The following is a 26,133-nucleotide window of genomic DNA, read 5'->3' as shown; positions in this document are numbered from 1 at the left end:
CGTTACGCGGCGCTCTTCCAGTCGGCGCCTTTCCTATTCCACAAACCCGATGGCGGCCTGGTTCGTTTCGCTTGCATCCCGCATTGCCTGCGGACTGTCGGGCCGGGGATGGGGCGTTGTTTCCCCGATTTCCGGCAAATCCACCCGGGTGATTTCGTCAGGTATGTCCACCTGCGGGATCTCCGTAAACTCTCTAGGCATCTGCATCCCCCTCTCGCGGCAGCAGCCGCCTGTGTCTGGTTCCTATAGGATGCCGTTGCCGGTGCGGCTTTATACATGATCGCCGCTATTCTGGACATACTCATAACGGCAGCGCATGCTCGCCATGTTTCCAAAACGGTTCCATTCAGGAGGAGAATGACGATGATGGCACGTTTTCCGCATCCGCAACACCACGAACGCCATGAACTGGCCCAGACCCATCAGCAGTATGCCGCAGCGCACCAGCAGCAGGCCCAGTACCATCAGCAGCAGGCAGCCTTCCATTCCCGCCAGGCGCAGTGGTTTGCCAACCAGCCTCCCTACGATGAACGGCACACCGCTTACGCCAACGTGGTATCTCCCGTTGCCCTCGTCTACCGGGGCGACATCATGCCGCAAGCCATCCAGTCCCTGCAGCAATTCTACAGTCCATATGCCATGCAACACACCGGCCAGATCCCTGCCGTTCCGCTGGCGCCTCACGCTGCCCATGCCACCGACAATCAGGTGGCGCTCCAACGGGGACATCGTTTCTGATGAGTCCGGCCGCAAGCCCACGCTCCTGACTGGGGCGTGGTTTTGCTGCCGTTACCGATCGAACGATTGCGCCAGCCAGGCGAACATACGACGGGTGTAGGCTTCCAGCTGGCGGGAATCAAACAGATGGCCCTCCCCTTCCGCCAGCCACAGCTCGTGCGGTTTGCCGCAGGCGGCCAGGGCATCCGCCAGCCGCTTCGCGTGGGACGCGCTGACGTTTTGATCCTCCGTTCCATGAATGATCAGGACCGGACAATGGATCTCCTGCACACGGTAAAGAGGCGAGCGGCTTATGTAGGCGTCCCGCCGCTTCACCGGATCTCCCACAATCCGCCGCAGCATCCGGCGCAGGTCGGGCCGCTCCTCATACGTCAGCAGCAGATCGCTTACGCCGCCCCACACGACCGCCGCATGAAAACCGCGATGCTCCGCCGCCGCCAACAGCGCCATCATTCCGCCTCTGGAGAAGCCGTACAGGCTGATGCGGTTCTGATCAACCAGCGGCCATCGGCGCAGGAGCCCGTACGCCATCGAAACATCTTCCCGCTCCGCGCCGCCGAATTCATCCCGCCCCTCTCCTCCTTCACTTCCCCGGTAGTAGGGAGCCAATACGATGTGACCGAAAGAAGCCATCTGCGAAATCCGCTCGGGCCGTACCCTTCCCACCCGATTGATCCCGCCTCGGCAGTACAACAGCGCCGGCAGCGGCTTCGGGCTCTCCGGCACCGCCAGGGCGGCCTTTACACGAAAGCCGCCGCTTGGGTAGGTGATGGTATAAAGGTTGACTCCCGTGATGACGGAGGGCTCTTCCCTGATGTCAAGCAGGGAATCCGGGAGGCACAGGTCGGCAGCAATCATGCAAAATCCCCCTTTTTCCGGTAGTGTTGCCCAAAAAGGAAAAATAAACAAGAGCCGCCCCGGCATGGTGGGGCAGCTCCCTGCGTTATCGTCAGGCTTAGTAGCCGCGTTTTGCTTGCTTCTTGTTAATGGTGGCAAGGTTCTCTTCACTGTGCTTCAGCCACTTCTTCAACTTGTCTTCGAAGGAAGAAGCGCTGTCGCGTTTTGCGTACCCGCCGCGGTCGCCGCCGCGATTGCCGCCACGCCGGTCATCGCGGTTTTCCACTGGCAGGGCAGCCCGAACGGAAAGCGAGATTTTACCTGCATCATCAATGGAGAGCACTTTTACTTTGACGGTGTCTCCGACGGAAAAGTGTTCGTTGATATCCTTGACAAAACCATTCGCCACTTGGGAAATGTGCACCAGCCCTTGTTCCGTTTCGCTGATCGCCACAAACATCCCGAACGGCTTGATGGCTGTCACTTTTCCCTCGATGATGCTTCCCACTTGTACTGCCATTAAGTTTGCACTCCTTTTATTGATTCGAGAAAGTATCGAGAACCTCTACCTGAAGCCTCAGTTTCAGTATAGCAGAGAATATCATTTTATGAAACGTCAATCTTCCGCATGCCTTTTCGCCCGGCAGTTTCCGCGACAAGCGGGGGGACGGCCCCTTCCTTACTCAGAATCGCTGTTCCCGGCGGTGATGCCAGCGGGTCGGACTGTGGGAACTGCGGAAAAGCACAGCAAGCAGGACGATGCCCAACAGGGCGGTGAAAATGCCCGCAGCGTCCAGCAGCACGTCAACCAGCATGCCTGTGCGATGGGGCGTATGCGTCTGATGCCACTCGTCCAGCACGGCGGCAAAAAGGCTGATCAGTCCGCTCCAGGGGATCGCCACCGCAGGCGTGCACAGATTGCGCAGGAAGCGGTAGACCAGGAGGGCCAGCAGGGCAAAGGTGAGAAAATGCGTTCCCTTGCGGATAAAAAATTCGACCAACGCGGCGAAGCCGACCGTTTGCATGTTCAGTTCCTTTCCGGCGTACTGAAACGACAGCCCGTCCAGCTGCTGCTCCAACAGCCCGCCCCCCAGATGCTGTTCGATGGGTTTGCGGATATCCTGCTTCTCATAGGGCTGCGACGAAGCGTAACAGATGCCGGCCAGCAGCAGACATACCAAGATCAGGTCAATGGCGATTTTGACGGTACGCACTCTCTCCTCCTCCGATTTTGACATCATTAGCATTATATCGGAACGCAAAAGGTGCTCACAACAAACGTCCGTGCTTTTTTTGCTGTTATCTCCGCGCAGGAAGCGAAAGAGGCGTACAAGGGAGAAATCAAGCTGATGCCGGTCTACTACTGGGAGGAATACGAAGGACTGCGCCCCCCTAAATTGGAACCAAAAAAGCCTGCAGACTTCGGAACTTTGTCTACAGGCTGTAAGGCCAACTTTTACATATGATGATGTTTATTATCGAGTCTGAGAAGCAGCGGCTGCCTCACGATTCGACAATTGAACGCCTCTTAACTCAGCCAACTTACGTTCGTTTCGCTCAACAACAGCCTTAATATGGGCGCCGTTGTTCCGTTTTACTTTTTTTCTCCCTTGGTCTTTTTTATTTTTCTCTTATTCTCCTCAACATAAGTGACGCATATATTCTTTCCCGTTCATTTTAACCGATTCGGTTATTTTTTTAAAAAGATCATGTCTCGAATCCGGCACATGGCAACACCTCCATAATGCGATGTATTACCATGCTTATTATTCTTTTACGATATTAGACCTTGTTTCCGGTAGAATTGGTCCAGTCTGTCAGGATCATGGACAATCTCTCCGTCCTCGTCTTTTTGAGCGATGCTTTTGCAAGTCTTTTTCATACCGATCGCCGATCGTACTTTTTCCGGAAGCAGATCCACCACCAAGAAGGATAGCGCAGGCCCCCACCTGTTTTACACTGCTTCATCACTTTAAGGAACCAAAGCTTGCCTTCCCAGGATCAAAGCTGCTTTCCGGACAATCCCTCCTATTTTGCACGAAACCACTTCCCCCCTCCCTCTGTTGTCTGATAAGATTAAACTTGATAAAGGAAGCGTTTTCACAAAACGTGTTCAGAGAATACTGACGGGAGTGAAGTTCATGGCAAAGATTTATGACTCTTATGCGGAAATCGTGGCCGACATCCATGACGGCGCCACCTTGCTCGTAGGCGGATTCGGTCTGGTCGGCATTCCGGAAAACCTGATCATCGCTCTGCGGGACAAAGGAGTCAAAAATCTGACCGTCGTCTCCAACAACTGCGGCGTGGACGATTGGGGATTGGGACTCTTGCTGCGGGAAAAACAGATCAAAAAGATGATTTCCTCCTATGTGGGAGAAAACAAGGAGTTTGAGCGCCAATTCCTGGCCGGTGAGCTGGAGGTTGAACTGACTCCGCAGGGCACGCTGGCAGAGCGTATCCGGGCAGGCGGTGCCGGCATTCCCGCCTTCTACACTCCCGCAGGCGTAGGCACCCCCATCGCGGAAGGGCGTGAGACCCGCGTCTTTGACGGCAAGGAGTACCTGCTGGAACGGGGCATTACCGGCGATTTCGCGCTGATCAAGGCGTGGAAAGCGGACAAGTTGGGCAATCTGGTGTACCGCAAGACAGCCCGCAACTTCAATCCGATGATGGCGGCGGCCGGCAAGATTACGATCGCCGAAGTGGAAGAGATCGTGGAGGTCGGAGAACTGGACCCGGATCAGATTCATACGCCGAGCATCTACGTACAGCGCCTGATTCAGGCCCCGTCCTTCGAGAAACGGATCGAGCGGCGCACCGTCCGCACGCAGTAGAACAACGGGAGAAAAAAGGAGGATACCTATGACGCTCACTCGTGAACAAGTTGCCATGCGCGCCGCCCAGGAGATCCAGGACGGCTTCTACGTCAACCTCGGAATCGGCATGCCTACCCTGGTAGCCAACTACATCCCGCCCGGCAAATCGGTTGTCCTGCAATCGGAGAACGGTCTTTTGGGGATCGGGCCGTATCCGACGGAAGAGGAAGTGGACCCGGACCTGATCAACGCCGGGAAGGAAACGGTGACGGCCATCCCCGGCGCCGCCTACTTCTCCAGCGCGGAATCGTTCGCCATGATCCGCGGCGGCCATATCGACCTCGCCATCCTCGGCGCGATGGAGGTATCGGCGCAGGGAGATCTGGCCAACTGGATGATTCCCGGCAAAATGGTGAAAGGCATGGGCGGTGCGATGGATCTGGTACACGGCGCGAAACGCATCGTCGTGATCATGGAACACGTCAACAAGCATGGCGAACCCAAGATCCTGAACCAGTGCTCCCTGCCCCTGACGGGCAAACAGGTAGTCAACCGCATTATCACGGACCGCGCCGTCCTCGATGTAACCCCGGAAGGGCTCGTCCTGACGGAAGTGGCGGAAGGCTACACGGTTGAGGATATTCAGGCATGCACCCAGCCGAAGCTGCTGGTTTCTCCCCAGCTGAAAACGATTGCGCTCGGCTGATGGCTGCGCTTGGCTGCCTGGTTCTGCACGGGTTTGCGGGCGATGTGGGCGAAGTGCTCCCGCTCGCCCGGGCCCTGAAAGAAGAAGGCTATGCCGTGGAATGTCCCACACTGGAGGGACACGGCCTGAACCGGCGCGCGCTTGTCAAAAGCACCCGGCACGACTGGATCGCTTCGGCGGAAGAAGGGTACAAGCGCCTGCGCATGCGGGCCGATGCGATTGTAATCATCGGCTTTTCCATGGGCGGGCTGCTCGCTTTTCAACTGGCGGTCCGCTATCCGGTCGCCTGGCTGTTTACCATCAATACCCCGTATTACTACTGGGACGTGCGGCAGGCACTGCGCAATCTGGCCGACGATTTCCAGGCGCATTTCCCCCGATACGTGCGCGGTGCCACACGCATTCCCCTCGCCAGCATGCTGCAATTCCGCCGCCTGCTGGCAGAGACCAAGGCGATGCTTCCGGACATCACTTGCCCGTACGCGATCTTGCAGGGACAGCTGGACGATACCGTGCAAGCCGTCAGCGCCGAACACCTGCGCAACGCAGTCGGCAGCCGGCACGTGACCACCCATCTCTTCACCCGCTCCGGCCATCTGCTTCTGCACGGACCGGAGGCGGATGAGGCGATCGCCTTGATCGTGAACAAAATCAAGAGTATCGGCAGCCCGAATCCGTAAAGCATGCAGCCATGCTTCCCGTGAAAGCTGGCTGCATTTTGTTTGTTGAGAACGTCCGCATGTCATGGGGGATGGCTTCCATCATGGTCAGATATGCGCAGCCATTTGCTCCCAAACGGGACTTTCCAAGGGAAATCCTTTATACTTATAGAGAGAGAGTACGGAAAGGGGGAGGTTTTTTTGCACGACACCATCCAAAAAATTGCCCATCAGCGGCAGTCGCTGCCCAAAATCATTCGGCGCGCCCTGTTTATCCTGATTGGTGCGACATTGGTGGCGGTGGGACTGGAGATTTTTTTGGTCCCAAACAACATTATTGATGGCGGAATTGTCGGAATTTCGATCATCACGGCCCATCTCACTCAGTGGGCGCTGGGGCTGTTCCTGTTTCTCTTCAACCTGCCTTTTCTCATCATCGGCTACAAGCAGATCGGCAAAACGTTTGCCATCTCCACGCTGTTCGGCGTCACCGTCATGTCTATCGGCACCACCCTGCTGCATCCCGTCCCCGCTTTGACGGATAATCCCTTGCTTGCCGCTGTCTTTGGCGGAATTATCCTTGGAATCGGGGTCGGTTTGGTGATCCGCAACGGCGGCTCCCTGGACGGTACGGAGATTGTGGCGATTCTGTTGAACAAACGAACGCCGTTTTCCGTCGGCGAGATCGTGATGTTTTTCAACCTGTTCATTCTCAGCAGCGCCGGTTTTGTCTTTGACTGGGACCGGGCCATGTTTTCCCTGATCGCCTACTACATCGCCTTCAAGATGATCGACTTGACCATTGAAGGGTTTCAGGAGTCGAAGTCGGTATGGATCATCAGCGATCATCACAAGGAGGTCGGCGATACCATCCTCGCCCGCCTCGGCCGGGGGGTTACCTATCTGACCGGGGAAGGCGGCTATACGGGGGATGATAAAAAAGTGATCTTCTGCGTCATCACGCGGCTCGAGGAAGCCAAGCTGAAGTCGATCGTGGAAGAGGTGGACCCGTCCGCTTTCCTGGCGATCGGCAACATCCATGATGTGAGAGGCGGCAGATTTAAGAAGAAAGATATCCACTAGCCATGACAAAAGCCGGGTGCGTGGGGGAATCGGGCTGTCCGGATTCTCCCCTGCCCGGCTTTTTTTCGTTATGGAAAGACGATGGTCTTGTTTCCATGCACCAGCACGCGGTCTTCGAGGTGCCAGGCGACGGCGCGGGCCAGGACGGTGCGCTCCACCTGCCTGCCGATCTGCTTGAGCGCTTCCACATCGTCCGCATGCGTGACGCGCTGGACGTCCTGTTCGATGATGGGGCCGGCATCCAGCTCCTCCGTCACGTAGTGGGCGGTTGCCCCGATCAGCTTCACTCCCCTCTTGAACGCCTGCTCGTACGGTTTCGCGCCGACAAAGGCGGGCAGGAAGGAATGATGGATATTGATGATCCGGTTCGGGAAATCCTCCAGAAAGCGCGGCGACAGAATCTGCATGTAGCGCGCCAACACGATCAGATCCACCCCCTGCCTGACAAGGGCAAGCTGCTCGGTTTCCGCTTCCGCCTTCGTCTCTTTGGTCACCGGGATATGGTAATACGGGATGCCAAAGGACTCCACCATCTCGCGAAAGTCGGGATGATTGCTGATCACCATGGCGACGTCGGCGTGCAGGGCGCCGGAATTCCACTGCCACAGCAGTTCAAGAAGACAGTGATCCTCCTTTGAGACAAAGATCGCCATCCGCTTCCGCTTTTTGGCCTCCACCAGCGACCAGCGCATGTCAAAGCGCTCCGCCACCTCCCGGAACCGGCTGCACAGCTCGGCATGCCGCCCCTCCAGATCCAGGAGATCAAACTCCACGCGCATGTAGAAAATGCCGTTTTCCGGATCGGTCGTGTATTGGTCCGATTGGGCAATGTTCGCTCCCTGCTCATACAGGAAGCGGGATACGGCCGCCACGATCCCCGGCTGGTCGGGACAAGCGATCAGGAGGCGTCCGCGGTCTTTGTTTTTCTCGCGGTACCGGCTCCATTCCCGCTCCGATAATATTTGCATGCTTTCCACTCCTTATGTATCTAGGTGTTTCCCAACAGTATACCACGAAGCGGGCACCTTTTCCGAGTGGCTCTTTCGAACATTTCGAATATTGCAGCCAGCCGCGCGGCCAAAAAGGGCTCGGCACCACCTGCCTTACCCTATGGCTGCGCCGGCTTGTTGGCAATGCCGTTCATCAGGATGTCCACGGTCATCGCGATCTGCTCTTCATCCGAGTACTGATCGTATTTCTCCGGCAGCACATATTTGAACAAGACCAAGCCGAACATCATGGAAGCAAACGTGCGGACAATCACGTCCGGCGGCAGCGGCCGCAGTTCGCCGCGGGCAATGCGCTCCTCGGCGAATTGGCCGGCCAGGGTCGTAACTTCCTTGATCACGGATTTCAGGATCGCCTCCTGCAGCTCCTCGTGGAAAAAGGCTTCCTGCAGCAGGATGCGGAACTGCTTCAGATTGGCGCCGATCAGCTGCAGGCGGTTGTGCAGCAGCATGGTCATCACTTCCGCATACGGCTTTTGCTCCTGCTCGGTCAATATCTTGCGGACATCCTTCAAAATGAACGGGGCGGCAAATTTGACCAGCGCCGGAGCGACCACCGCCAGCAGGAGATCTTTTTTGGATTTGTAATGGCGGAAAATCGTCCCTTCCGCCACCCCGGCCTCCTTGGCGATATCCGCCGTGGAGCTGGCGTGAAATCCTTTTTCGGCGAACAGCTTCACCGACGCCCGCAGGATCTGGCGCTGCTTTTCCGTCATCTCCTTTTCGTCTTTCAGTTCTTCGACATATCGCTTCAAACTTTCCTCGAAGATGTGCTCGCTCATCGTCAGTGCCCCCTCCTCGCGCAGACTACTCGATCTTCTTGCGGAACCGCAGGATGGCGATGGTGAGGATCAGCACGAAAAACGCGGCCATCCCCAGCGTATCCCTCCACAGCGAGTCAAGACCCACCCCTTTCAAGAAGATCCCGCGCAGGATTTCCAAAAAGTAGGTTAGTGGAACCAAGCCACCTAACCATTGTATCACGGTTGGCATCGTATCGCGCGGAAACATGAATCCGGACAGCAGCACGCTCGGCAGGATCAGCGCAAAGGCCATCTGCATCGCCTGCAGCTGCGTTTTGGCGACGGTGGAGAGAAAGATGCCCAGCGACAGCGTCGTGATTAGGAACAAGAGCGACAAGGTCATCAGGAGCGGGAAGCTGCCTTTCAGCGGGACGCCGAACCAGTAGATGCCCAGTACCAGGACGATGGTAAAGGAAAGGAGCCCGATGAAGACATACGGCGTAATCTTGCCCAGCATCAGCTCAAAGGGGCGGATCGGCGTCACAATCAGCTGCTCCATCGTGCCCCGCTCTTTCTCCCGCACCAGGGAAAAAGCGGTCAGGATCATGGTCACATTCTGCATGATCAGCCCGATCAACCCCGGAATGTTAAAGACGATGCTCTCCATGTTGGGGTTAAACAGCACGCGGGCCTGCAGCTGGATCGGCTGTTCCAGCTTCCCCATGCCTTCCTTCTGCATCCGCCGCTCCTGCAGGGCGATGGCTTTGTTCTGCACGATCAGCTGCGCGTTGGCGCTGGCGGTGCGTGCGATGTTCGGGTCCGAGCCGTTGATCAGCATCTGCACGCTCACCGGTTCGTTGTTGTCCCGCTTGCGGGCGTAATCGGGCGGAATGACGATGGCCGCATCCACCGTGCCGTCATCGATCAGCCGTTCGATCTCGGCGTAGCTTTCCGTGTAGGCGGCGACATCAAAGTATTGGGTATTTACAAAATTGTCGACCAGCTCGCGGCTGGCCGCCGATTTGCTCTGGTCCCACACGGCCGTCCGGATATGGTTCACATCCGTATTGACGGCGTAGCCAAACAGCAGCATCAGCAGCAGCGGCATCATCAGGGCAATCCCCAGGCTGGGGCGATCCCGTTTGATCTGAATGATCTCCTTGCGCACGATGGACAGGTAGCGAGACATGCTGAACCGTTTCATGCCCGTTCCTCCGTTCTGCGGTTTCGCGCGGCGGCCTGCCGCTCCTCTTCCCGCTGCACGAGCGTCACAAACACATCTTCCAGATTGTCCACCTGCAGGCGGGCGATCAGCTCTGCGGGCGTCCCCTGGGCGAGCAGGTTGCCGAAGAAGATAAAGCCGATCCAGTCGCAGGTCTGCGCCTCATCCATGTAGTGGGTGGTGACCAGCACGGTGATGCCCTGTCTGGCCAGATCGCGGATCACGTTCCAGAAGATGCGGCGCGACACGGGGTCGACCCCTGCGGTCGGCTCATCCAGGATCAGCAGCTCCGGCTGGTGCAGGAGGGCGCAGGAGAGGGCGAGCCGCTGTTTCCACCCGCCGGACAAGGAACCGGCAAGCTGCTTCTCCCTGCCGGTTAATCCGGCCATGGCGATCAGCTCTTTTTTGCGCTGTTTCCGCCGTTCTCCGTCAATGCCGTAGATGCCGGCGTAGAAGTCCAGGTTTTCTTCCACGGTAAGATCTTCATACAGGCTGAATTTCTGCGACATGTAGCCGATGCGCTGTTTGATCTCCTCGCTCTGGGTCATCACGTCGTACCCGAGTACGGTTCCTTTGCCGGAGGTCGGCACCAGGAGGCCGCACAGCATGCGGATCGTCGTCGATTTGCCCGAACCGTTCGGCCCGAGGAAGCCGTAGATCGAGCCTTTTCGGATCGAGATCGACAGGCTGTTGACCGCGATGCGGTCGCCGAAGCGTTTGGTCAGGTTTTCACAGTGAATGGCGTACTCCATGGTTATTTCACCCCTTGACCCAGCCGCACATCCACCGGCATCCCCGGCTTCAGTTTATCCAGCCCGGTCTCCACATCGATGGTTACGGCAAATACCAGCTTGGTGCGTTCATTTTTGGTCTGGACGTTTTTCGGGGTGAATTCCGCCTTGTCGGAGATGGATCGGATCACACCCGTAAAGGTTTGGTCCGGATACGCGTCCGCTTTCAGGCTGACTTTTTCCCCGACGCGGACGCTGCCAAGCTCCGCTTCCGGAATGTACACCTTCACCTTCAGCTTGTCTTTTCTCATCATCGTAAACAGGGTGGCACCCGCTTTGGCGACTTCCCCTTCGGTTATGTTTTTGCGCAGCAGGATGCCGTCTTCCGGTGCGGTAATCGTCGCTTTTTCAAGCTGCAGCTTGGCCAGATCCAGCTTGGCCTGCGCCTGTTTTTCGGCGGCGATCAACTGCTTGATGGTATAGTCCGTGCTGCCTTCCTGCAGCAGATCGAGTTCGGCTGCGGAGCTTTCCCACTGGGCTTTGGCCGTGGCGATCTGGGCGCGTGCCGCCTCCAGATCTTCCTGGGCGCCTGCATACTGGGCCCTTGCTGCGGAAACCTGCGCCTTCAGCTGGTTCACCTGCGTCTCGGCCTGATTGACCGCCTCCTGCTGCGTGTCAAAATCCCGCTTGGCGAGCGCCCCTTTCTGGTAAAGCTCCAATGCTTCCCGCAGTCGCTGCTGCTGATACGCCAGCGTCCGCTCCGCCCCTGCCAGTTGGGATTCCGCCTGCGCCAACTGTTCCCTGGCTTTCTCCAGATTGGCCTGCGCCTGCTTCAGCCGCGCCTCGCTCAGCTGGATGTTGGCGCTCGCCTGCTGCACGCCGGCGATTCCTTTTTTCACCGTCTGGCTGCGCGTGCCGGCCTTCGCTTCTTCCAGCTTGGCCGCTGCCTGGGCCAGCACGGCTTCCGCTTCGTTCACGCCGATCTGGTAGCTGCGTTTATCCAGCTCCGCGATCACCTGATTCTTCTTCAGCACGTCCCCTTCCTCCGCCTGCACACTCAAGACGCTGCCGCCTACTTCCGCCACGATCGGCACTTCCTCCGCCTCAATGGTGCCGGACAGGTCCGACAGGCCCGTATCCGCCGAACAAGCGGTCAAGAAGAGCAGCAGCACGCTGCCGCCGAGCAAGGATGCCTTTCGTTTGTGCATGTCATTCCCTCCCACGATATTCCGAAGTGAGTACTCACTCACAATTCCCTTTTCTTTCATAATATCCCTCCTGTCGATCCCTGTAAATCCCTGTTTGGAAAAAATGGGAGGGAAGTAAACGAGGGTTTCGCACATAAAAAGGCCGCCCCCCAATAAAGGGGCGGTCTCTGCCAGGTTATGTCTTCCGAGCGACAGCCTTGTCGTTCTTCCCCGCCGGGCCGGATTCGCCGTGCATCATGGCATGATCCCGTGCAGCGATCTCTTCCCGGATTTGCTCCAGCTGTGCGGGAAGATGGCCGCGCTCGATCTCTTCCAGCAGCTTCCTCGCGGTCCGCCAAGCCAGCTCGTACTCGGCCGCCGAAACGATGCCATCGACCAGCGCAGCCTCCAGCTCCTCCTCGTCGAGCACCATCACCTCGCCCGTCGGCAGCACCAGGATGTCCAGATACAGGTCATAAAACCAGGGGACGCCGTCATCCCCGATGCCATGCTCCCTGCACATATCGAAATACCATTGGATGACCTGACCGGCCGCGTCATACATCGCCGTCAGCGTATACGCTTCGCCTGCAGGAAAGTACTGCAGCCAGGTATAGCCTTTATCGGCGACGCAGACCTGCCTGTCTCCGTAAGTGAAGGTTAACGGTTCCTGCACGTCCGTCAGCGTCCAGCTGGACACATACCCCCTGAATCCCGCCTTCTCCACAGCATGTACGGCTAATTCGTGCGCGTTCACCCGTGAACCCAAACGTCGATTTGCCCATCTGCGTCTCATCCGCTCCACTCCGAAATAAAAGATTTGTTCGATCCGGGCGCATCACTTCGTCATTTCGGTCATGCGTGCTTCCAGCGCTGACACCGTATATTCCACCATCGTTTCTCCCTCGTAGCGGCACAGGAACCGGCACGGCTGTTTCCCCGCCAGCAGTTCCGGCAGGAAGCGCGGAATGTTGCTGACCACGCCCAGATTGCGCGGATGCAGCACCCACGCGATCGGTTTCCAGGCTAGGATCCCCTCTGCCGTCTCCCGCACGGCCGGATAGGGGAAATCCTCCGGCAGTTCGGCCAGAAAGAGGTGGATGTCCGAGCTGCGCTGTTCATGGATCCACGTCAATATCCCGGCGAAACGGACGTCCACCAGCGATATCCCCGCTTCTTCACGGACTTCCCGAACCACGCTCTGAGCCGGCGTCTCCCCGGGTTCCACCTTGCCGCCAAGCCCGTTCCACAAGCCCATATTGGGCCAGGCGTTTCTGTTCAGCATCAGGAGGGCATCGCCTCTTTTCACGAAACAAAGGGTATATGCCGCAGAAATGTTCATCGTCTCGTTCCTCTTTCGCGCCAAGCGGGAATCATTTCCTTCTCCCACTTTACCACAGCCGTCAAAACGTTGGCTATGGCAAGCTTTCCCGATTCCGCCGTTCCCCTTGTGGACCGCTTCCAGGAGTCAGCGAAGAAGAACAACTAAGAAAAATCCAAGCGATATCCTTCTTCGCTTGGATTTTCTGTTTGATCACTTTATTTCTTGCAGCGGAACAACTTCGTTGGTCGGACCTGCCAGGTTTTTGAAAAGATCACCAAAGGGGTCACTTACGTAATCAAAGAAATAGAAACGGGTTTGCATGATCTGGCCGTTCTCATCATAGTCCTCTTCTTTCATCGGCAAGCCTGTAGCCAAGCGGTTTCCATATGTTTCCGTCTTGATAGCTCTGGATAACATGTGTAAACAATGAATCATATGGTTTGTTGAATTGCGGTCTAAGCCATGTTTCTCCTGTTATTTTTCCTTCTTGCATGTGGATATGATAACCGCGATTCCCTTGATAGATCCACTTGTCAAATCCGATCGTTTTTATGGGGCTGCTTGTTTCAACGAGGTTTCTATAGTAGGAAATCGTATCTGTGCGCTCGTTTCCGTTTGCAGGGTTATACCATTTTTCTTCGAGCAGGATTTCTGATGAATGTACGACCACTCTTCTCATATGTTCGACCGAGGACTCGGATAGAATCGTTTCTGATCGGGCGGGATTGGTGTTGGCTGCGAAGGCCAGGGAGCGGCTTAATCCGGACCATCCAAGTACACAAATCATGCAAATAGACAGCCAAAGGCGAATCGGTTTCACTTCGAATCCCTCCGGATCACTTTTCCTTTCACATCCTATATACGAATAAAAAGGAAAAATGTTCCACAAGGTTGCACCCTCCCCCTGAAGCGACGCATTCACTCGCCGCCTTTGTCCTCTTCCGTTTGCAAAAATTCCAGAAGCTCCCCGTCCGGCCCGAGGTAAAACGCCGTTTTCCAACCATTGTCCAGCAGATACGGGCCTTCCTCGGGATGCAAACCCTGCTGCTCAAACCTGCGCATCACGTCGGCCAGATCGGACACATGAAAGGCCAGATGGACAGGCGACTGCCCATGCTGCGGCCTCTTCCCCGTTTCCACCAGCTCCAGGCGCATCTCGCCCAAGGCCAGAAAGGCGATCTTTTCGCCCTGCCAGGCAAACTGCCGCTCCCCGACAAATCCCAGCCGCTCCCGGTAAAAGGCGAGCGACCGGTCCAGATCGCTCACTTCCAGCGCCGCATGATGAAACCTCATCCCTGACTGCCTCCAGACCTCCTACAGAATCAGATTCATATCGCCGAATTCATGCCAGAGATACCCCTTCTCCAGCGCCATCCGGTACACCTGGCCCAACAGGTCGGGGCCAAGGAAGGCGGTGAGAAGGTCGAGGTGGCTTGCCCGGGGTTCATGAAACCCGGTGATAAGCCCGTCTACGGCCCGCAGCCGGTACCCGCCGTCGATATGCAGCCGGGTCCAGCCCGTCTGCGCGGCCACGATTCCCCGCTCATCCGCCGCCGTCTCCAGCGCCCGCACAACCGTTGTCCCGACGGCGATCACCCGGCCGCCGGAGGCTTTGCAGCGGTTCACCGCTTCAGCCGTCGCGGCTGGCACCGCGTATGCTTCCGCATGTTCGGCCGGATGATGCGGCCGGGAATCGTCCAGGAGATCGCTCAACCCGGTATGCAGCTGCAGGTAGGCAATCCCGATCCCTTTCCGCCGAAGCCGGAACAGCAGCTCCCAGCTGAACGCCCTGCCTGCGGACGGCATCTCCACGGACCCGGGTGCGCTCGCGTAGACCGTCTGGTAGTAATCAAGCTCCCAGGGATGATCCACATATTCGTACCGGACCGGTTCCCCCAGCCGATAGATCCGGTTGTACAGGTCGATGCCCGCATGCGAGAAGGAGAGAGTCACCAGGGGTGTCCCCGGGGCCGCCTCCAGCACGCGGGCCGTCAAGTCGGCGGAGAAGCGCAGCGTCTCTCCCGCCGCCGCCCGCTCCCCCACCACGAGCGCCTGCCATTCGCGGTCGGTTACACGGCGGGCCAGCCTTACTTCGACTTTCCGGCCATTGTGCCATTCGGCCGACAGCGATGCCGGCAGTGTCCGGCTGGCGTTCAGCACCAGCAGATCCCCCGGCCGCAAAAATGTGGGAAGTTCGAAAAAGCGGCCATCAACCATCGCTCCTGTCGCCCGCTCCACCGCCAGCATGCGCACGTGATCGCGCCGGATTCCCCTCCGCTCCGGCGGCATGCAGGCGTTCAGCGATGCCGGCAGCGTGAAGGAAAACGGTTCGGCCGCAGTCATCGGGACATCTCCTCCCGGTCAAACGCCTGCGCGCAGAAGCGCTGGCCGTTGATTCCCCGTGCCGCATCGGAGGCCAGATACAGGAAGACGTCCACGACGCTCTCCGGTTCGGCGAGCGGGTAATCGGGTTCGGGATCGGCCTGATGCATCATCACGGTATTCATGCTGCCCGGATCCACCATGTTCACCCGCACGCCCGTGCCGTCCACTTCCTGTGCCCACACCTTGGTCAGCCCTTCGACGGCAAACTTGGAGACGCTGTATGCGCCCCAGCCGGCATAGCCGTTGATGCCCGCTTCCGAAGTTACATTGATGATCGACCCGTCTCCGCGCTGCAGCATCCCCGGCAGCACGCGGCGGGTGACGAGGAACGGGCCAGCCGTGTTGACCCGCAGGACTTCCAGAAAATCGGCTTCCGGATAGTCAAGGAGATACGGCATCGGACTGGGGCCGAGTATGGCCGCATTGTTGATCAGGACATCGATTTTTCCAAACGCCTCCTCCGCAACGGCAACGAAGCGCTCCACATCGCGGGAAAGGGAAGCATCAGCGGCGATCGCCAGCACCTGGGCCGCCCCCGCATCTTCCGCCTCCCGCTTCACGCCGAGCAGCGCCTCTTCGTTCCGCGCGCAGATCGCCAGCGACGCGCCTGTGCGGGCAAACGCCAAAGCCAGCGCCCTTCCCAATCCTCGGGAGGCTCCGGTAATCATCACGACCTGTGGTTCTCTGCTCATCGTCCACCATCTCCCTGTTATTTTATATACTTTTTTGTTTAATATGTATTTTATTTTGATAAGTATGAGATGTCAATCACTCCCTGGAAAAAATTAAAAAAACTCGGCTTGTCGCCCAGTCTTAATGGCGAAAGCCGAAGTTTTTCTTATACTTTCAACCTTTATCGCGTTAGCGAACTTAACTTCCTGAAAGTACAAAAAGATGGAGCATACCGCATGAAAGCGGTTTCTCCATCTTTGAAGCGTTGACCTGAACGTTCCCCTTCTTCTCAGTCCCGCGCTCCCCGCGCCAGGTTGCTGTGCCGCCGTCCGTAGACAAAATAGATGACCACGCCGAACGCCAGCCAGAGGAAGAAACTTACAAAAGTGGTTGCCGGCAGGCTGATTACCAGATAGCCGCAGAAAATCACAGCCAGGAACGGCACCAGCGGAACCCAGGGAACACGAAACGCTCGCTTTAATTCCGGATTGGTCCGGCGAAGCACAATGACACCGATTGAGACAACGATAAACGCAAACAGCGTGCCGATATTGGACAGCTTCGCGAGGCTTTCCAGCGGAACAAATCCGCTGAAGAAAGCGGCCAGCCCTGCGACGATCATCGTGCTCTGCACCGGCGTCTGCTTCTCCATATGGATGCGGGAGAAAATTTTGGGCAGCAGACCGTCCCGACTCATGGAGAAGAACAGCCGCGTCTGTCCATACATCATGACCAGCAGCACGGTGGTAATCCCGCAAATCGCGCCAAGGGAAATCAAACCCGCCGCCCAATCCTGTTGCACGTAGCGAAGGGCAAAGGCGACCGGATCGCTCACGTTTAACTGTTCATAGGGAACGATGCCCGTCAATACCAACGAAACCGCGATATACAATGCCGTACATATGGCGAGTGAAGCAATGATGCCGATCGGCATGTTGCGCTGCGGATTCCGCACCTCTTCCGCCGCCGTGGAGACGGCATCAAAGCCGATAAAGGCGAAAAAGACGGTAGCCGCCCCGGTCGCCACGCCAGTGAAGCCAAACGGCATGAACGGCGTCCAGTTGGACGGCTTGACATAGCCGACCCCTACAATCAGGAACAGCAGGACCACCGCCACCTTGACGACCACGATCACGTTGTTGACCTTGGCCGACTCGCGCACCCCCTGCACCAGCAAGAACGCGATCAGCAGGATAATCAGCACGGCCATCAGATCGATCACCGTTCCCTTGGACGGATCGTACGCGCCTGTCAGGGCCGTCGGCAGCTTGATTCCGAATCCTTCCAGAAGCCCCCGGAAGTAGCCCGACCAGCCGCTGGCAACAGCAGATACCGCAACCCCGTATTCCAGGATCAAATCCCACCCCAGTATCCAGGCCAGCAACTCCCCAAACGTCGCATAGCTGTAAGTATACGCGCTTCCCGACACCGGTACCATGGAAGCGAATTCAGCATAACACAGCGCGGCAAAAACGCAGGCCAACCCTGCCAAAACAAACGAAAGAACGAGCGCCGGTCCTGCATGTTTTGCCGCAGCAATTCCCGTCAGGACGAAGACGCCCGTTCCGATAATCGCTCCGATTCCAAGCATCGTCAGGTCGAAAGCGCCCAGCTCTTTGCGCAAGCCCCTGCTCTCCGAGGTTTGTTCAATGAGCGCCTCGATTGACTTTTTCCGCATGAACCCCATGATGTCGCACCTCCAGATGAATGGTTGTTCCGATTAGTTTGTGAGTTTTTTGCATTTCTATCAACAAGGAGCTATTATACGTGGAACTGAAGAGTTAGTATAGTGAAAATTTTTGTATTTTCATTAAAAAAAATTCAACTATAAAAAAATAGCCTGCCGGATTGGGCAGACTCGCGTTATTTTTTCGCACCGCCATCAGGTTTCGGACAGAAACCGACTTGCGTCCTGCAGAGCTTGCGGCAGTAAGAGGGGTTCTCCCTGCACAAGGCGTCGAAGTATCGGCGGATTTCGTGATTGGCAACCGGATTACCGTTTTGGAAGCAAACCACCTGTTTCCGCTGAACGTGCCGGTAGCCTAACCCGAACAAACCGGGAGGCAGCCGAGGGACCACATCATAGGCGTTGACGATACGAATGCTGCGGCCCACCCTGTTGTTAAAAACCCTCGCAAATCGGGGACTGCCGACACGCGGTGAGCCGAACGTGCACACGGTCGGTCGGGAAAACCTGGTGTTTGCCGCCACATCGAGGGCGCACAGCGTCGCCAGCGCAGCGCCCATGCTGTGGCCTGTAATCACCACTTTTTTCTGCGGCAGCCTCTTCAGCGTGCCGAACACTTTTGGGCGGATCACTTCGGCGTACAATTCCGTTATGCCGCGTGCCGTTTTTCCGCTATTGGAGAGAAATGGGAATCGCACCCGCCCGACATCCAGATCAGCCGCCAGCCCAGGGAGATTTTGCGTCCCGCAGAATGCCACAATGATGTTTCGCCTTGATGCGAGGATGATTCCCAGCCGTGGAAAGCCGCTGTTTCCCAGGGATGCAACCAGCCGATATCCCTTCGGCAACACAAAACGACGTTTGTCCCAATACCTCTCCATCGCCTGATAACAGACGGCGGCCAAAAAGATTTCCTGTTCCCACTTGCTTCCCGCTTGCAACCGGGCCCCCTCCTTCATGGGTATTTTTCATACCTTATTCCGAAAGGGCACCCCTTGCTTGGACGCATGTCACCACACGAAAAGAACCGGCCTCTGCTGGCAGAGACCGGTTCTTTTTGCATGCTTAGCGGGTGATGGTGATGGCAAATCCGCCCGCAAACAGGTAGAGATAACATTCCGCGACGGGACGCCTCCAGATCTCCTCCACCGCTTTCGCGTAGTAGCGGAGCTGGCCCGCGTAGCGGTCGGTGAGCTGCGCGATCGCCTGAGGGGTCGGCTCGGCGGCGATCCCGTCTGTCTTGAAGTCCAGCAGCACCAGCCTGCCGTCCGCTTCTTCAAACAGACAGTCGATTACCCCCTGCACGATCACCTTCTCGTCTTCCAGTTCCGCACCACAATCCGGCCGGATCTCCCGCGCCGCGACGGCCAGGGTAAACGGCAGCTCCCGGTAGACCCGGCTCGCCCGCTTCAGCCGCTGTCCCAGCTCCGAGGCGAAAAAGGCGGCCACCTGCCTCGCCTCGACCGCTTCCGCCTGCTCCACGGTCAAGTGCTGTCGAGCCACGAGCCCGTCCACCTGCCGGCGAATATCTGCCGCATCCAGGGGGCTGCGCAGGTCGAGATGCTGCATCACGGTATGCATGATCGTCCCCATTTCCGCCGCCGTGAACCCTTTCTTCTGGCCGTTGGCGAGGAACTGCGGCTTCTGGGTGATCCGGGGCAGACGATAGGGCATGCCGCCTGCCGCTGCCGTGCGCTGCTTCAGATCGCTGACGCTCCATTTGGCCGCCGTCTGCGCGGCGGCTTGATGCGGATCGTTCCAGGACAGCGCCCGATCGATCACCGCCCGCCATGCTTCATCCTGCGGCCTGTCGGCAACCTGTTCCCGATTCAGGATCTGTTCCAGGCAAGCCTCTGCGGCAGCCTGCTCCGCATCGGAGGCGGCCAGCTCGGCAGCCGGATAGAAATGAAACGACCAGCGGGAATCGTCGGGAACCGTCCGTACCGGGACAGGCTCCGCCGCAATTCCCTGCGCCTGCGGATAGGTACGCAGCGGCCCGGCAGCCGGATGGCGCAGCAGGGAGCTGCCAATCCAGTCGAGGTACCCCTTCGCCTGCTGCAAATCTTCATCCGCCAGCGTCTCTCCCTCCGTCGTTTGCTGCCCCCACGCCATGATGCTTTTCCCCAGATCTTTCGCCGTGCCGACCAGCACCAGCTTCTCCCGCGCCCGCGTCAGGGCCACGTACAGCACGCGCATCTCTTCCGCCAGGAGCTCCCGACGCAGCTCCTGCCTGATCCCCAGCATGGCCAGGCTGGGGTAGCGCAGCCGCAGATCGGGATCGGTCACCTGCGGGCCGAAGCCGAGATCCTTGTGAAGGAGAAACGGGCTCTTGATATCCAGGGTGTTGAACGCTTTGCCCAATCCGGCCACAAACACCACGGGAAACTCCAGCCCCTTGCTTTTGTGGATGGTCATGATCCGCACGACATCTTCGCTCTCCGAGACCGTGCGCGCCTCCCCGAGGTCGCTGCCGGCCTGCTGCAGCCGGTCGACAAAGCGCAAAAAGCCGAACAGGCCGCGATACGACCCCGCTTCATACTGTCTGGCCCGGTCGTACAGCATCCGCAGGTTGGCCTTGCGCTGCTGGCCGTTTTCCAACCCCGCGACATAATCAAGATACCCCGTCTCCCGGTAGATGCGGGTGATCAACTCGGCAAGCGAACCCTGTCTGGCCTGCGTCCGCCACGCCTCCAGCCGGGCAAAGAAAGCGTTCAGCTTGCGGCAGAGCGCGTTGTCCTTCGGCTGTTCCGCAATGTACAGCCGCACCGCCTGATGAAACGGGCCGGTCGGGTAATGAATCCGCACCCGGGCCAGTTCCTCTTCCTTCACATGCCCGATCGGGGACCGCAGGACGGCAGCCAGCGGAATATCCTGCAGCGGATTGTCGATCACGCGCAGAAGCGAGAGCATCAAATCCACTTCCGGGGCGGCGAAATAGCCGCCGCTTTCCTCAGCAAAGACCGGGATGCCGGCTGCGCGCAGCTCCTCCCGCATCACCTGTGCCCAACCCGCAGCGGCCCGCACGAGGATGACGATGTCCCGATAGGCAAGCGGCCGCAGTCCTCCCGCCTTCCGATCCTCCACCAGGAGCGGTTTCTCCCCTGCGCCCGGTTCCATCCATTGGCGGATGCGGCGGGCGATCAGCCGCGCCTCCAGCTGGGCCATGCTGGCTTCCTCGGCCAGCGCGGCCGCCGGGGACGGCTCCGTTCCTTCGCCATCCTGCTCCTGCTCGGTTCCCTCGTCGCCGGTCTGGGCCGCTTCTTCATGCGTTTGCCGGTCGATCAGGTGCACTTCCGCCTGCAGGCGCTCCGGTTCCACCTCCGTGTAGGAAGCCCGGAAGATCAGTTCCGCCTCCGGTCCGTACCCGATCTCCCCTACGCCGGTCGTCATAATCTGGCGGAACAGGAAGTTGACCGCGTCCACAACCTCGCGGCGGCTGCGGAAGTTGGCGGCCAGATCGATGCGCCATCCCTGCGCGGTATCATCCGCCTCTTCGATTTTTCGATATGCCTGATATTTTTGCATAAAGAGCTTGGGTTCTGCCAGACGGAAGCGGTAAATGCTTTGTTTCACATCCCCCACCATAAAGCGGTTGGCCGGCCGTTCCCGCGATACCAGCTGCAGGATGGTCTCCTGCACCAGATTGATATCCTGATACTCGTCCACCAGCACTTCGGCAAAACGTTCACGCAGCCCAAGCGCCACCTCGGATGGCCGCCGGCTGCCGTCCGCGTCCCGCTCCTGGAGGATCGCCAGCGCCACATGCTCCAGATCGCCGAAATCGACCAGCGAGCGGGCCCGTTTCTCTGCCTGGTAGGCCCGGCCGTATTCGTCTACCAGCCGGACCAGCGTCTTCATATGGGGGGCCATGTTGGCGAGATCGCGCAGATAGGAGGCCGGCTCCTGGGCGAAATATTCTTCCGCCAGCGCCTTGATTCTTTTTTTCACGCGCTCCCGCAGCGCCTGCACCTGCTCCTTGCATGCCTGATCCGCTTCTCTTGCGGGGGGAAGCTTCTGAAAGGCGATGCCCTGCACAGCGCGATGCAGCGCTTCCCATCCCAGCCCCGCAGCGGATGCCGCCTGGGCCACCATCTGCTGCTCCTGTTCCAGGACAGGCACATAGGCATTCGGCCCTTCCGGCGACGAGGCCAGCGCGGCCGCCTTCGCCAGCAGGGAAGCCATGGCCTGCAGTTCCAGCTGCAGGGCGCGAACGATGCTGCGCACCCAGGGCAGCTTGTCGAGCGCAGCGCTCTCCTCCACTTCAAACGCAGCCGCCACCCCGTTCAGCCACGCCGCGGGCTCCGGATGGCTGCGGGAAAAGTCGTATATCTTCATCAGCAGGCCGGCCAGCGCCGCATCATCCTGCCCGTCCAGCATCACGTCGGCCAGCGCCAGAAACTCCGGATCGCGCTCATACCATTCTTCCATCTTGGCTTCCAGCACATCCTGCCTGATGAGCTCCGCCTCCATCGGGTCGGCGATGCGAAAAGCGGGATCCAGGTCGACGAGATAATAATACTGCCGCAAAAGCTCCAGGCAGAAGGAATGCAGGGTGGTGATCGTCGCGCGTTGAATCAGGGCCAGCTGCCGCCGCAGATGGGCGGAGCCGGGGTTGGCTTCCAGCGCCTTCCGCAGCGCGTCGCCAATGCGGTGGCGCATCTCCGCCGCAGCCGCATTGGTGAAGGTTACAACCAGAAGCTCGTCCACCCCTACGGGTTCATCGGGATCGGTGATCCTGCGGATGATCCGCTCCACCAGCACCGATGTTTTCCCCGATCCGGCAGCCGCCGCCACCAGCAGATTGTTCCCCCGGCTGGTGATCGCCTGCCACTGTTCCTCCGTCCAGCGGTCAGGCTTCGTCTGCTGCTGTGCCATCGCCATTTCCTCCTTCCCCCGTCTCTGTGGTCAGCATGCTCCACACCTGTTTGTCCTTCCATTTCCCCAGCTGTCTCACCTGGTTTCCTTCCAGCAGCGGATCGTAATGGCAGACCGGCTTGAATGCGCAGATCTGGCAGGCGGTAAACGTCCCCTGCGCATACGGTGCCACGCTGATCTCCCCTTCCACCATCCGGGCCGTCAGCTCCTTCACCGTCTTCCGCACATACTGCTGCAGCGCCTGAAACTGCTGCGGCGTGGCAACGGAAGAGGCGGACGTAAAGGTACCGTCTTTTTTCAAGCCGAAGGGCAGCAGATCGGAATAGCCTGCCTCCACGTGCGCATCCATCAATCTGGCCACTTCCGTGTCGGCCAGCATCAAGCCTTTCATTTTGAGCTTCGCCGTCCGCTCTTTGGCTGTTTCCTCGGGGGTTAAGAGGCGCTTCGCCGTGATCATCGGGTCCGCCACCTGATAGTAAAAGACGCCGCCGATCTCGGCCGGCCGCCCCAACCACGCTTTCGCATGGCTGAGGACGACATCCAGATAGACCAGAAGCTGCAGATTCAGCCCGTTCCACACATCCGCAAGCGCCAGCCTCTTGGGCCCCGACTTGTAGTCGATCACCCGCAGATACAGCTGCTCGGTATCCACCGACTGATCCACCCGGTCGATCCGGCCGATCAGCTGCAGGCGGGTGCCGTCATCGAGCGGCAGGTCCAAGCCCGGCAGATCGCCGCCGGGGCCGAACGATACCTCCAGGCCGACCGGAACGAACCGGCTGCGCTTGGCATGTTCGCCGAGGACATAGATGGCTCTGCCTACCGCCCGCTTCAAGCGGCCCGTGAGGAAGCGGTAGCGCGCCGTCCGCTGCAGGATGTTGCTGCGCGTGGCCGGCACCACCTCATCGACCACCTCGCTTGCCAGCCTCATGCTGCCCGCTTCCGACAGCCCGGCCCATTCCAGGTTCTCCTGCCTCATCTTTTCCACGGCCCGTTTCAGCGACTCGTGGAACAATTCTCCCACGTCAAAGCGCTCCAGCCGGTAAACCTCCCGCTCCGTCAGCCGCAGGCCGTGGGACGAGAAATGGGCAAACGGGCAGGCCTGGAACCGCTCCAGCCTCGATACGCTCATGCGCAGTTCGGTGCCGTACAAGGCCCGGCTGATGGCAGGAGACAGAGGCGCAGCCCGGTTGGCGTAGCGCAGCCCGGAAAGCAGCCAGCGCTCCCGCGAGACATCCGTCGAGCGGCGAACAAACCAGTCATATACCTCCCACCAGAACGGGGAGAGCGATCCCCCCTTCTTCAACTGGTGCAACAGGGTCAGCAGATGGCCAAACACCTGGCCGGGCCGTCCCAGCAGAAAGGCATCCGTCTCGGCCTCTCCCGTGGGTTCGTTATGGAAAACGCGCAGGCCGATCCCCGGCAGCGTCTCCTTCACCTGCTCCAGCACCGCGGACGGCAGCAGCGCCTTGCCCTCCTCGTCGGCCAGCGCGCAGCTGAGCCACAGCCTCTCGGACGGACTGGTGATCGCCCGGTACAGCAGATACTGCTCCTCCATCAACCGCTGCTTGGCGCCGGGAGCCAGCTCGATCCCGGCTTCATTCAGACGGTGGCGCTCCGCCTCGTCCAGGATGCCGTCCTCCACATGCCGCTTTGGTATGACGCCGTCATTCACCCCCAGCAGGAAAAGGGCCTTCACGTCCGGCTGGCGGGTACGTTCCATCGAACCGACCAGCACCTGATCCAGGGCAGGCGGCACCAGCCCCAGGCTGATGCTTTCGAGCCCGCTGTCCAGAATGCGGGCATACGTGGAAAGATCCATCGTCTCGTCGCCCAGCGCCTCCACAATCTGATCAAACAACTGCATCAGGCCGCTCCATACCTGCCCGTGTTCCTGCGCTTTTTCCAGATCACCCGCTTCTTCGGCCCGCTCCTGCCATTTCTCCAGCTTGGCCGGGACCCCCAGATCCATGAGGAAATGATACAGGGCTGCCGTGATGCTGCGGACATCGGAAACTTCCGCCTCCCGCAGGCTCGATTCCAGCCTGAGCAGCGGGCCGGCATACCGTCTGCGGATCTCGTCGATTCCTTCATACTCCGCCCTTTCGCGGTGAAAGATCCACGCCTCCTGGGCGGCCCAGTGACCGGGTTGAATCCCGTAAGCCAATACATAGTTCTCCAACAGGTCCACTTCCGCCCGCAGCAGGCGATCAGGCATGTCCTCCGGCGCGATCAGGTCCGTCTTCAGTGCGCGGAACACCGCGTCGTAACGCCAGCGCGTCACAATGGTTTCCAGGGCAGACCGCACCAGTTCGATCAACGGATGGTGCATGACGGATCGCTTGTGGTCGAGAAAGTACGGAATCCCGTAATCGGTAAAGACGCTGGCGATCTCATCCGCATACGGCCCGATCTCGCGCAGCATGATCGCCATCTCCCTCCAGCGGTACCCTTCCTCGCGGGCGAGGGAAAGAATCCGCAGGGCGGCCGCCTCCACTTCGGCCCGACGGTTGGCCGTCAGACAGATGGCGACCTCGTCTTCACGGGCCGGCTCCGGACAAACGTTGGGCTTCCGCCACGCGAAGGCGTACCGTTCCAGATGGGCAAGCCGTGGACTGGACGCAAAGCGCTTCGTCTCTTCCAGCAAGATCGGCGGCTCGATGGCGACACCCGCTTCCCGGGCCATCTCCGTGATCCGCCGGTACGTTTTCAGGGTGGGTGAAAAGAGGGCCAGATCGTCCGCCGCGCTTTCCCGCTCCGCCGGATCCAGACAAAGCGAGATCGTCACCTGGCGGGCATGGCGCATCAGTTGCTCCAGGATGCGCAACTCCTGGACGGTAAAGCCGCTGAACCCGTCCAGCCAGATCTCCGCCTCCCGGATATAGGCGGAATCGGCCACCAAGCCGGCCACCCGCGCCAGCATCTCGTCGGTGTCGTAATATTTGCCGGCCAGATAGCCATCATAGGCGTTCATCACCAGCCGCAGATCGTGCAGCTTCTGCGCCAGCGTGCCGCTGCCCCACTCTTCCCTCTCCAGCTGCTCCGCCGTGATGCCGAACGATTTGCACTCGCTGATCATCCGCTCCAGCTGCCCGATAAACCCGGGCTGCCGGGCGCTGCGGTGAAACAGCGCCAGTTCGCCCTGCAGCCGCTCCAACAGCATGCGCAGCACCATCTTTTTGCCCATCTCGTCGATCGGCAGCAGCGTCGTGCCGCCCAGTTCCTGCTGCAGCCGGTAGGCAAGGCGGCCGAAGCTGAGCACCTGCGCCCCGATAATGCCGTGAAGGCCGGGCAGCGTAGCCAGCCTGTACTCCGCCTGAAACGTCGCCTGTTCCGGCACCATGTAGATCAACGGTGTGCCGAACGGATTTTCCTGCAACCGTTCCCGCAGCTGCCTGACGATGCGTGTGGTTTTGCCTGTGCCGGCGCGCCCAAGAATAAACTGCAGCGCCATGGTT

General features: G+C 59.0%; 25 protein-coding genes. 5 read left to right on the top strand and 20 right to left on the bottom strand.

Translation table 11 applies throughout. The features are described 5' to 3' along the window. Positions 1-33: 33 nt before the first annotated feature. The gene (locus G3578_RS08380; protein ID WP_165211341.1) at positions 34-201 is read right to left on the bottom strand and encodes a hypothetical protein; all 168 of its coding nucleotides are present in this window, start codon (positions 199-201) and stop codon (positions 34-36) included. A 162-nt stretch (positions 202-363) separates the two neighbouring features. Here G3578_RS08380 and G3578_RS08375 point away from each other — a divergent pair, with 162 nt between their 5' ends. Beyond that, positions 364-738 (top strand): hypothetical protein, encoded by a 375-nt coding sequence (locus G3578_RS08375; protein ID WP_165211338.1) that lies wholly within the window; start codon positions 364-366, stop codon positions 736-738. 51 nt (positions 739-789) lie between these two features. Here the strand turns inward: G3578_RS08375 and G3578_RS08370 are convergent, their stop codons facing one another. The 3 genes from G3578_RS08370 to G3578_RS08360 form a co-directional block, all read right to left on the bottom strand. Beyond that, positions 790-1,596 carry an alpha/beta hydrolase family protein gene (locus G3578_RS08370; protein ID WP_165211336.1) on the bottom strand — a complete coding sequence of 269 codons (807 nt, stop codon included), beginning with the start codon at positions 1,594-1,596 and terminating at the stop codon, positions 790-792. A 97-nt stretch (positions 1,597-1,693) separates the two neighbouring features. Next, positions 1,694-2,095: a S1 RNA-binding domain-containing protein gene (locus tag G3578_RS08365; RefSeq protein WP_165211333.1), complete on the bottom strand. Its 402-nt coding sequence runs from the start codon at positions 2,093-2,095 to the stop codon at positions 1,694-1,696. Positions 2,096-2,258: 163 nt separating this feature from the next. Further along, a complete protein-coding gene (locus G3578_RS08360; protein ID WP_346773978.1) occupies positions 2,259-2,789 on the bottom strand; it encodes a VanZ family protein in 531 nt (176 codons plus the stop codon). 927 nt (positions 2,790-3,716) lie between these two features. On the opposite strand from G3578_RS08360, the gene G3578_RS08355 reads away from it, so the two are divergent. The 4 genes from G3578_RS08355 (at position 3,717) to G3578_RS08340 (ending at position 6,842) form a co-directional block, all read left to right on the top strand. Further along, complete coding sequence (locus G3578_RS08355) at positions 3,717-4,412, top strand: CoA transferase subunit A (protein ID WP_165211330.1); 696 nt, start codon at positions 3,717-3,719, stop codon at positions 4,410-4,412. Between the two features lie 28 nt (positions 4,413-4,440). Then, on the top strand, positions 4,441-5,100 hold the full coding sequence (locus tag G3578_RS08350) for a CoA transferase subunit B (protein WP_165211327.1): 660 nt from the start codon (positions 4,441-4,443) through the stop codon (positions 5,098-5,100). Next, positions 5,043-5,780 (top strand): alpha/beta hydrolase, encoded by a 738-nt coding sequence (locus tag G3578_RS08345; protein ID WP_241254526.1) that lies wholly within the window; start codon positions 5,043-5,045, stop codon positions 5,778-5,780. The genes G3578_RS08350 and G3578_RS08345 overlap by 58 nt, the downstream gene beginning before the upstream one ends. 192 nt (positions 5,781-5,972) lie before the next feature. Continuing rightward, positions 5,973-6,842 (top strand): YitT family protein, encoded by an 870-nt coding sequence (locus G3578_RS08340; protein WP_481752732.1) that lies wholly within the window; start codon positions 5,973-5,975, stop codon positions 6,840-6,842. Between the two features lie 68 nt (positions 6,843-6,910). Here G3578_RS08340 and purU read toward each other — a convergent pair whose 3' ends face one another. From purU to addB, 16 genes are all read right to left on the bottom strand, one after another. After that, a complete protein-coding gene (gene purU, locus G3578_RS08335; protein WP_165211321.1) occupies positions 6,911-7,810 on the bottom strand; it encodes a formyltetrahydrofolate deformylase in 900 nt (299 codons plus the stop codon). 140 nt (positions 7,811-7,950) lie between these two features. Beyond that, entirely contained in the window at positions 7,951-8,631 is a 681-nt protein-coding gene (locus tag G3578_RS08330) for a TetR/AcrR family transcriptional regulator (RefSeq protein ID WP_165211318.1), read from the bottom strand. A 25-nt stretch (positions 8,632-8,656) separates the two neighbouring features. Beyond that, the gene (locus tag G3578_RS08325) at positions 8,657-9,796 is read right to left on the bottom strand and encodes an ABC transporter permease (protein ID WP_165211315.1); all 1,140 of its coding nucleotides are present in this window, start codon (positions 9,794-9,796) and stop codon (positions 8,657-8,659) included. Further along, positions 9,793-10,566: an ABC transporter ATP-binding protein gene (locus G3578_RS08320; RefSeq protein ID WP_165211312.1), complete on the bottom strand. Its 774-nt coding sequence runs from the start codon at positions 10,564-10,566 to the stop codon at positions 9,793-9,795. The genes G3578_RS08325 and G3578_RS08320 overlap by 4 nt, the downstream gene beginning before the upstream one ends. A 2-nt stretch (positions 10,567-10,568) precedes the next feature. Continuing rightward, positions 10,569-11,753: an HlyD family secretion protein gene (locus tag G3578_RS08315; RefSeq protein ID WP_165211309.1), complete on the bottom strand. Its 1,185-nt coding sequence runs from the start codon at positions 11,751-11,753 to the stop codon at positions 10,569-10,571. A gap of 175 nt (positions 11,754-11,928) precedes the next feature. After that, positions 11,929-12,528, bottom strand: coding sequence for a ribonuclease FAU-1 family protein (locus G3578_RS08310; RefSeq protein ID WP_165211306.1), 600 nt, complete (start codon positions 12,526-12,528; stop codon positions 11,929-11,931). 42 nt (positions 12,529-12,570) lie between these two features. Then, on the bottom strand, positions 12,571-13,074 hold the full coding sequence (locus G3578_RS08305) for an NUDIX hydrolase (RefSeq protein ID WP_165211303.1): 504 nt from the start codon (positions 13,072-13,074) through the stop codon (positions 12,571-12,573). Positions 13,075-13,266: 192 nt separating this feature from the next. After that, positions 13,267-13,413 carry a hypothetical protein gene (locus G3578_RS08300; RefSeq protein ID WP_165211300.1) on the bottom strand — a complete coding sequence of 49 codons (147 nt, stop codon included), beginning with the start codon at positions 13,411-13,413 and terminating at the stop codon, positions 13,267-13,269. Then, the gene (locus G3578_RS08295) at positions 13,394-13,876 is read right to left on the bottom strand and encodes a hypothetical protein (RefSeq protein WP_165211297.1); all 483 of its coding nucleotides are present in this window, start codon (positions 13,874-13,876) and stop codon (positions 13,394-13,396) included. Before G3578_RS08295 ends, G3578_RS08300 begins: the two co-directional genes overlap by 20 nt. 98 nt (positions 13,877-13,974) lie before the next feature. Further along, complete coding sequence (locus G3578_RS08290) at positions 13,975-14,349, bottom strand: VOC family protein (RefSeq protein ID WP_165211294.1); 375 nt, start codon at positions 14,347-14,349, stop codon at positions 13,975-13,977. 21 nt (positions 14,350-14,370) lie between these two features. Beyond that, positions 14,371-15,399, bottom strand: coding sequence for an S-adenosylmethionine:tRNA ribosyltransferase-isomerase (locus G3578_RS08285; RefSeq protein WP_165211291.1), 1,029 nt, complete (start codon positions 15,397-15,399; stop codon positions 14,371-14,373). Continuing rightward, positions 15,396-16,133: an SDR family NAD(P)-dependent oxidoreductase gene (locus G3578_RS08280; protein WP_165211288.1), complete on the bottom strand. Its 738-nt coding sequence runs from the start codon at positions 16,131-16,133 to the stop codon at positions 15,396-15,398. Before G3578_RS08280 ends, G3578_RS08285 begins: the two co-directional genes overlap by 4 nt. 269 nt (positions 16,134-16,402) lie before the next feature. Beyond that, positions 16,403-17,800, bottom strand: coding sequence for a branched-chain amino acid transporter BcaP (bcaP, locus tag G3578_RS08275; RefSeq protein ID WP_165211285.1), 1,398 nt, complete (start codon positions 17,798-17,800; stop codon positions 16,403-16,405). Between the two features lie 176 nt (positions 17,801-17,976). Continuing rightward, positions 17,977-18,741: a lipase family protein gene (locus G3578_RS08270; protein ID WP_165211282.1), complete on the bottom strand. Its 765-nt coding sequence runs from the start codon at positions 18,739-18,741 to the stop codon at positions 17,977-17,979. 124 nt (positions 18,742-18,865) lie between these two features. Further along, complete coding sequence (gene addA, locus G3578_RS08265; RefSeq protein ID WP_206529573.1) at positions 18,866-22,681, bottom strand: helicase-exonuclease AddAB subunit AddA; 3,816 nt, start codon at positions 22,679-22,681, stop codon at positions 18,866-18,868. Next, complete coding sequence (gene addB, locus G3578_RS08260; RefSeq protein ID WP_165211276.1) at positions 22,650-26,129, bottom strand: helicase-exonuclease AddAB subunit AddB; 3,480 nt, start codon at positions 26,127-26,129, stop codon at positions 22,650-22,652. The genes addA and addB overlap by 32 nt, the downstream gene beginning before the upstream one ends. Positions 26,130-26,133 lie beyond the last annotated feature (4 nt).

The sequence above is a fragment of the Brevibacillus sp. SYP-B805 genome, assembly GCF_011059135.1.
GTDB lineage: Bacteria > Bacillota > Bacilli > Brevibacillales > Brevibacillaceae > Brevibacillus_F.
This window is presented reverse-complemented; position numbering and strand designations above follow the sequence as displayed.

Excerpts from the sequence above, each read along its gene's own strand:
- addA (WP_206529573.1), bottom strand. The coding sequence starts at position 22,681 with ATGGCGATGGCACAGCAGCAGACGAAGCCTGACCGCTGGACGGAGGAA.
- bcaP (WP_165211285.1), bottom strand. The coding sequence starts at position 17,800 with ATGGGGTTCATGCGGAAAAAGTCAATCGAGGCGCTCATTGAACAAACC.
- G3578_RS08310 (WP_165211306.1), bottom strand. The coding sequence starts at position 12,528 with ATGAGACGCAGATGGGCAAATCGACGTTTGGGTTCACGGGTGAACGCG.
- addB (WP_165211276.1), bottom strand. The coding sequence starts at position 26,129 with ATGGCGCTGCAGTTTATTCTTGGGCGCGCCGGCACAGGCAAAACCACA.
- G3578_RS08330 (WP_165211318.1), bottom strand. The coding sequence starts at position 8,631 with ATGAGCGAGCACATCTTCGAGGAAAGTTTGAAGCGATATGTCGAAGAA.
- purU (WP_165211321.1), bottom strand. The coding sequence starts at position 7,810 with ATGCAAATATTATCGGAGCGGGAATGGAGCCGGTACCGCGAGAAAAAC.
- G3578_RS08350 (WP_165211327.1), top strand. The coding sequence starts at position 4,441 with ATGACGCTCACTCGTGAACAAGTTGCCATGCGCGCCGCCCAGGAGATC.
- G3578_RS08315 (WP_165211309.1), bottom strand. The coding sequence starts at position 11,753 with ATGCACAAACGAAAGGCATCCTTGCTCGGCGGCAGCGTGCTGCTGCTC.
- G3578_RS08355 (WP_165211330.1), top strand. The coding sequence starts at position 3,717 with ATGGCAAAGATTTATGACTCTTATGCGGAAATCGTGGCCGACATCCAT.
- G3578_RS08345 (WP_241254526.1), top strand. The coding sequence starts at position 5,043 with ATGCACCCAGCCGAAGCTGCTGGTTTCTCCCCAGCTGAAAACGATTGC.
- G3578_RS08365 (WP_165211333.1), bottom strand. The coding sequence starts at position 2,095 with ATGGCAGTACAAGTGGGAAGCATCATCGAGGGAAAAGTGACAGCCATC.
- G3578_RS08285 (WP_165211291.1), bottom strand. The coding sequence starts at position 15,399 with ATGACTGCGGCCGAACCGTTTTCCTTCACGCTGCCGGCATCGCTGAAC.
- G3578_RS08370 (WP_165211336.1), bottom strand. The coding sequence starts at position 1,596 with ATGATTGCTGCCGACCTGTGCCTCCCGGATTCCCTGCTTGACATCAGG.
- G3578_RS08280 (WP_165211288.1), bottom strand. The coding sequence starts at position 16,133 with ATGAGCAGAGAACCACAGGTCGTGATGATTACCGGAGCCTCCCGAGGA.
- G3578_RS08305 (WP_165211303.1), bottom strand. The coding sequence starts at position 13,074 with ATGAACATTTCTGCGGCATATACCCTTTGTTTCGTGAAAAGAGGCGAT.
- G3578_RS08380 (WP_165211341.1), bottom strand. The coding sequence starts at position 201 with ATGCCTAGAGAGTTTACGGAGATCCCGCAGGTGGACATACCTGACGAA.
- G3578_RS08375 (WP_165211338.1), top strand. The coding sequence starts at position 364 with ATGATGGCACGTTTTCCGCATCCGCAACACCACGAACGCCATGAACTG.
- G3578_RS08290 (WP_165211294.1), bottom strand. The coding sequence starts at position 14,349 with ATGAGGTTTCATCATGCGGCGCTGGAAGTGAGCGATCTGGACCGGTCG.
- G3578_RS08320 (WP_165211312.1), bottom strand. The coding sequence starts at position 10,566 with ATGGAGTACGCCATTCACTGTGAAAACCTGACCAAACGCTTCGGCGAC.
- G3578_RS08300 (WP_165211300.1), bottom strand. The coding sequence starts at position 13,413 with ATGAAAGAAGAGGACTATGATGAGAACGGCCAGATCATGCAAACCCGT.
- G3578_RS08325 (WP_165211315.1), bottom strand. The coding sequence starts at position 9,796 with ATGAAACGGTTCAGCATGTCTCGCTACCTGTCCATCGTGCGCAAGGAG.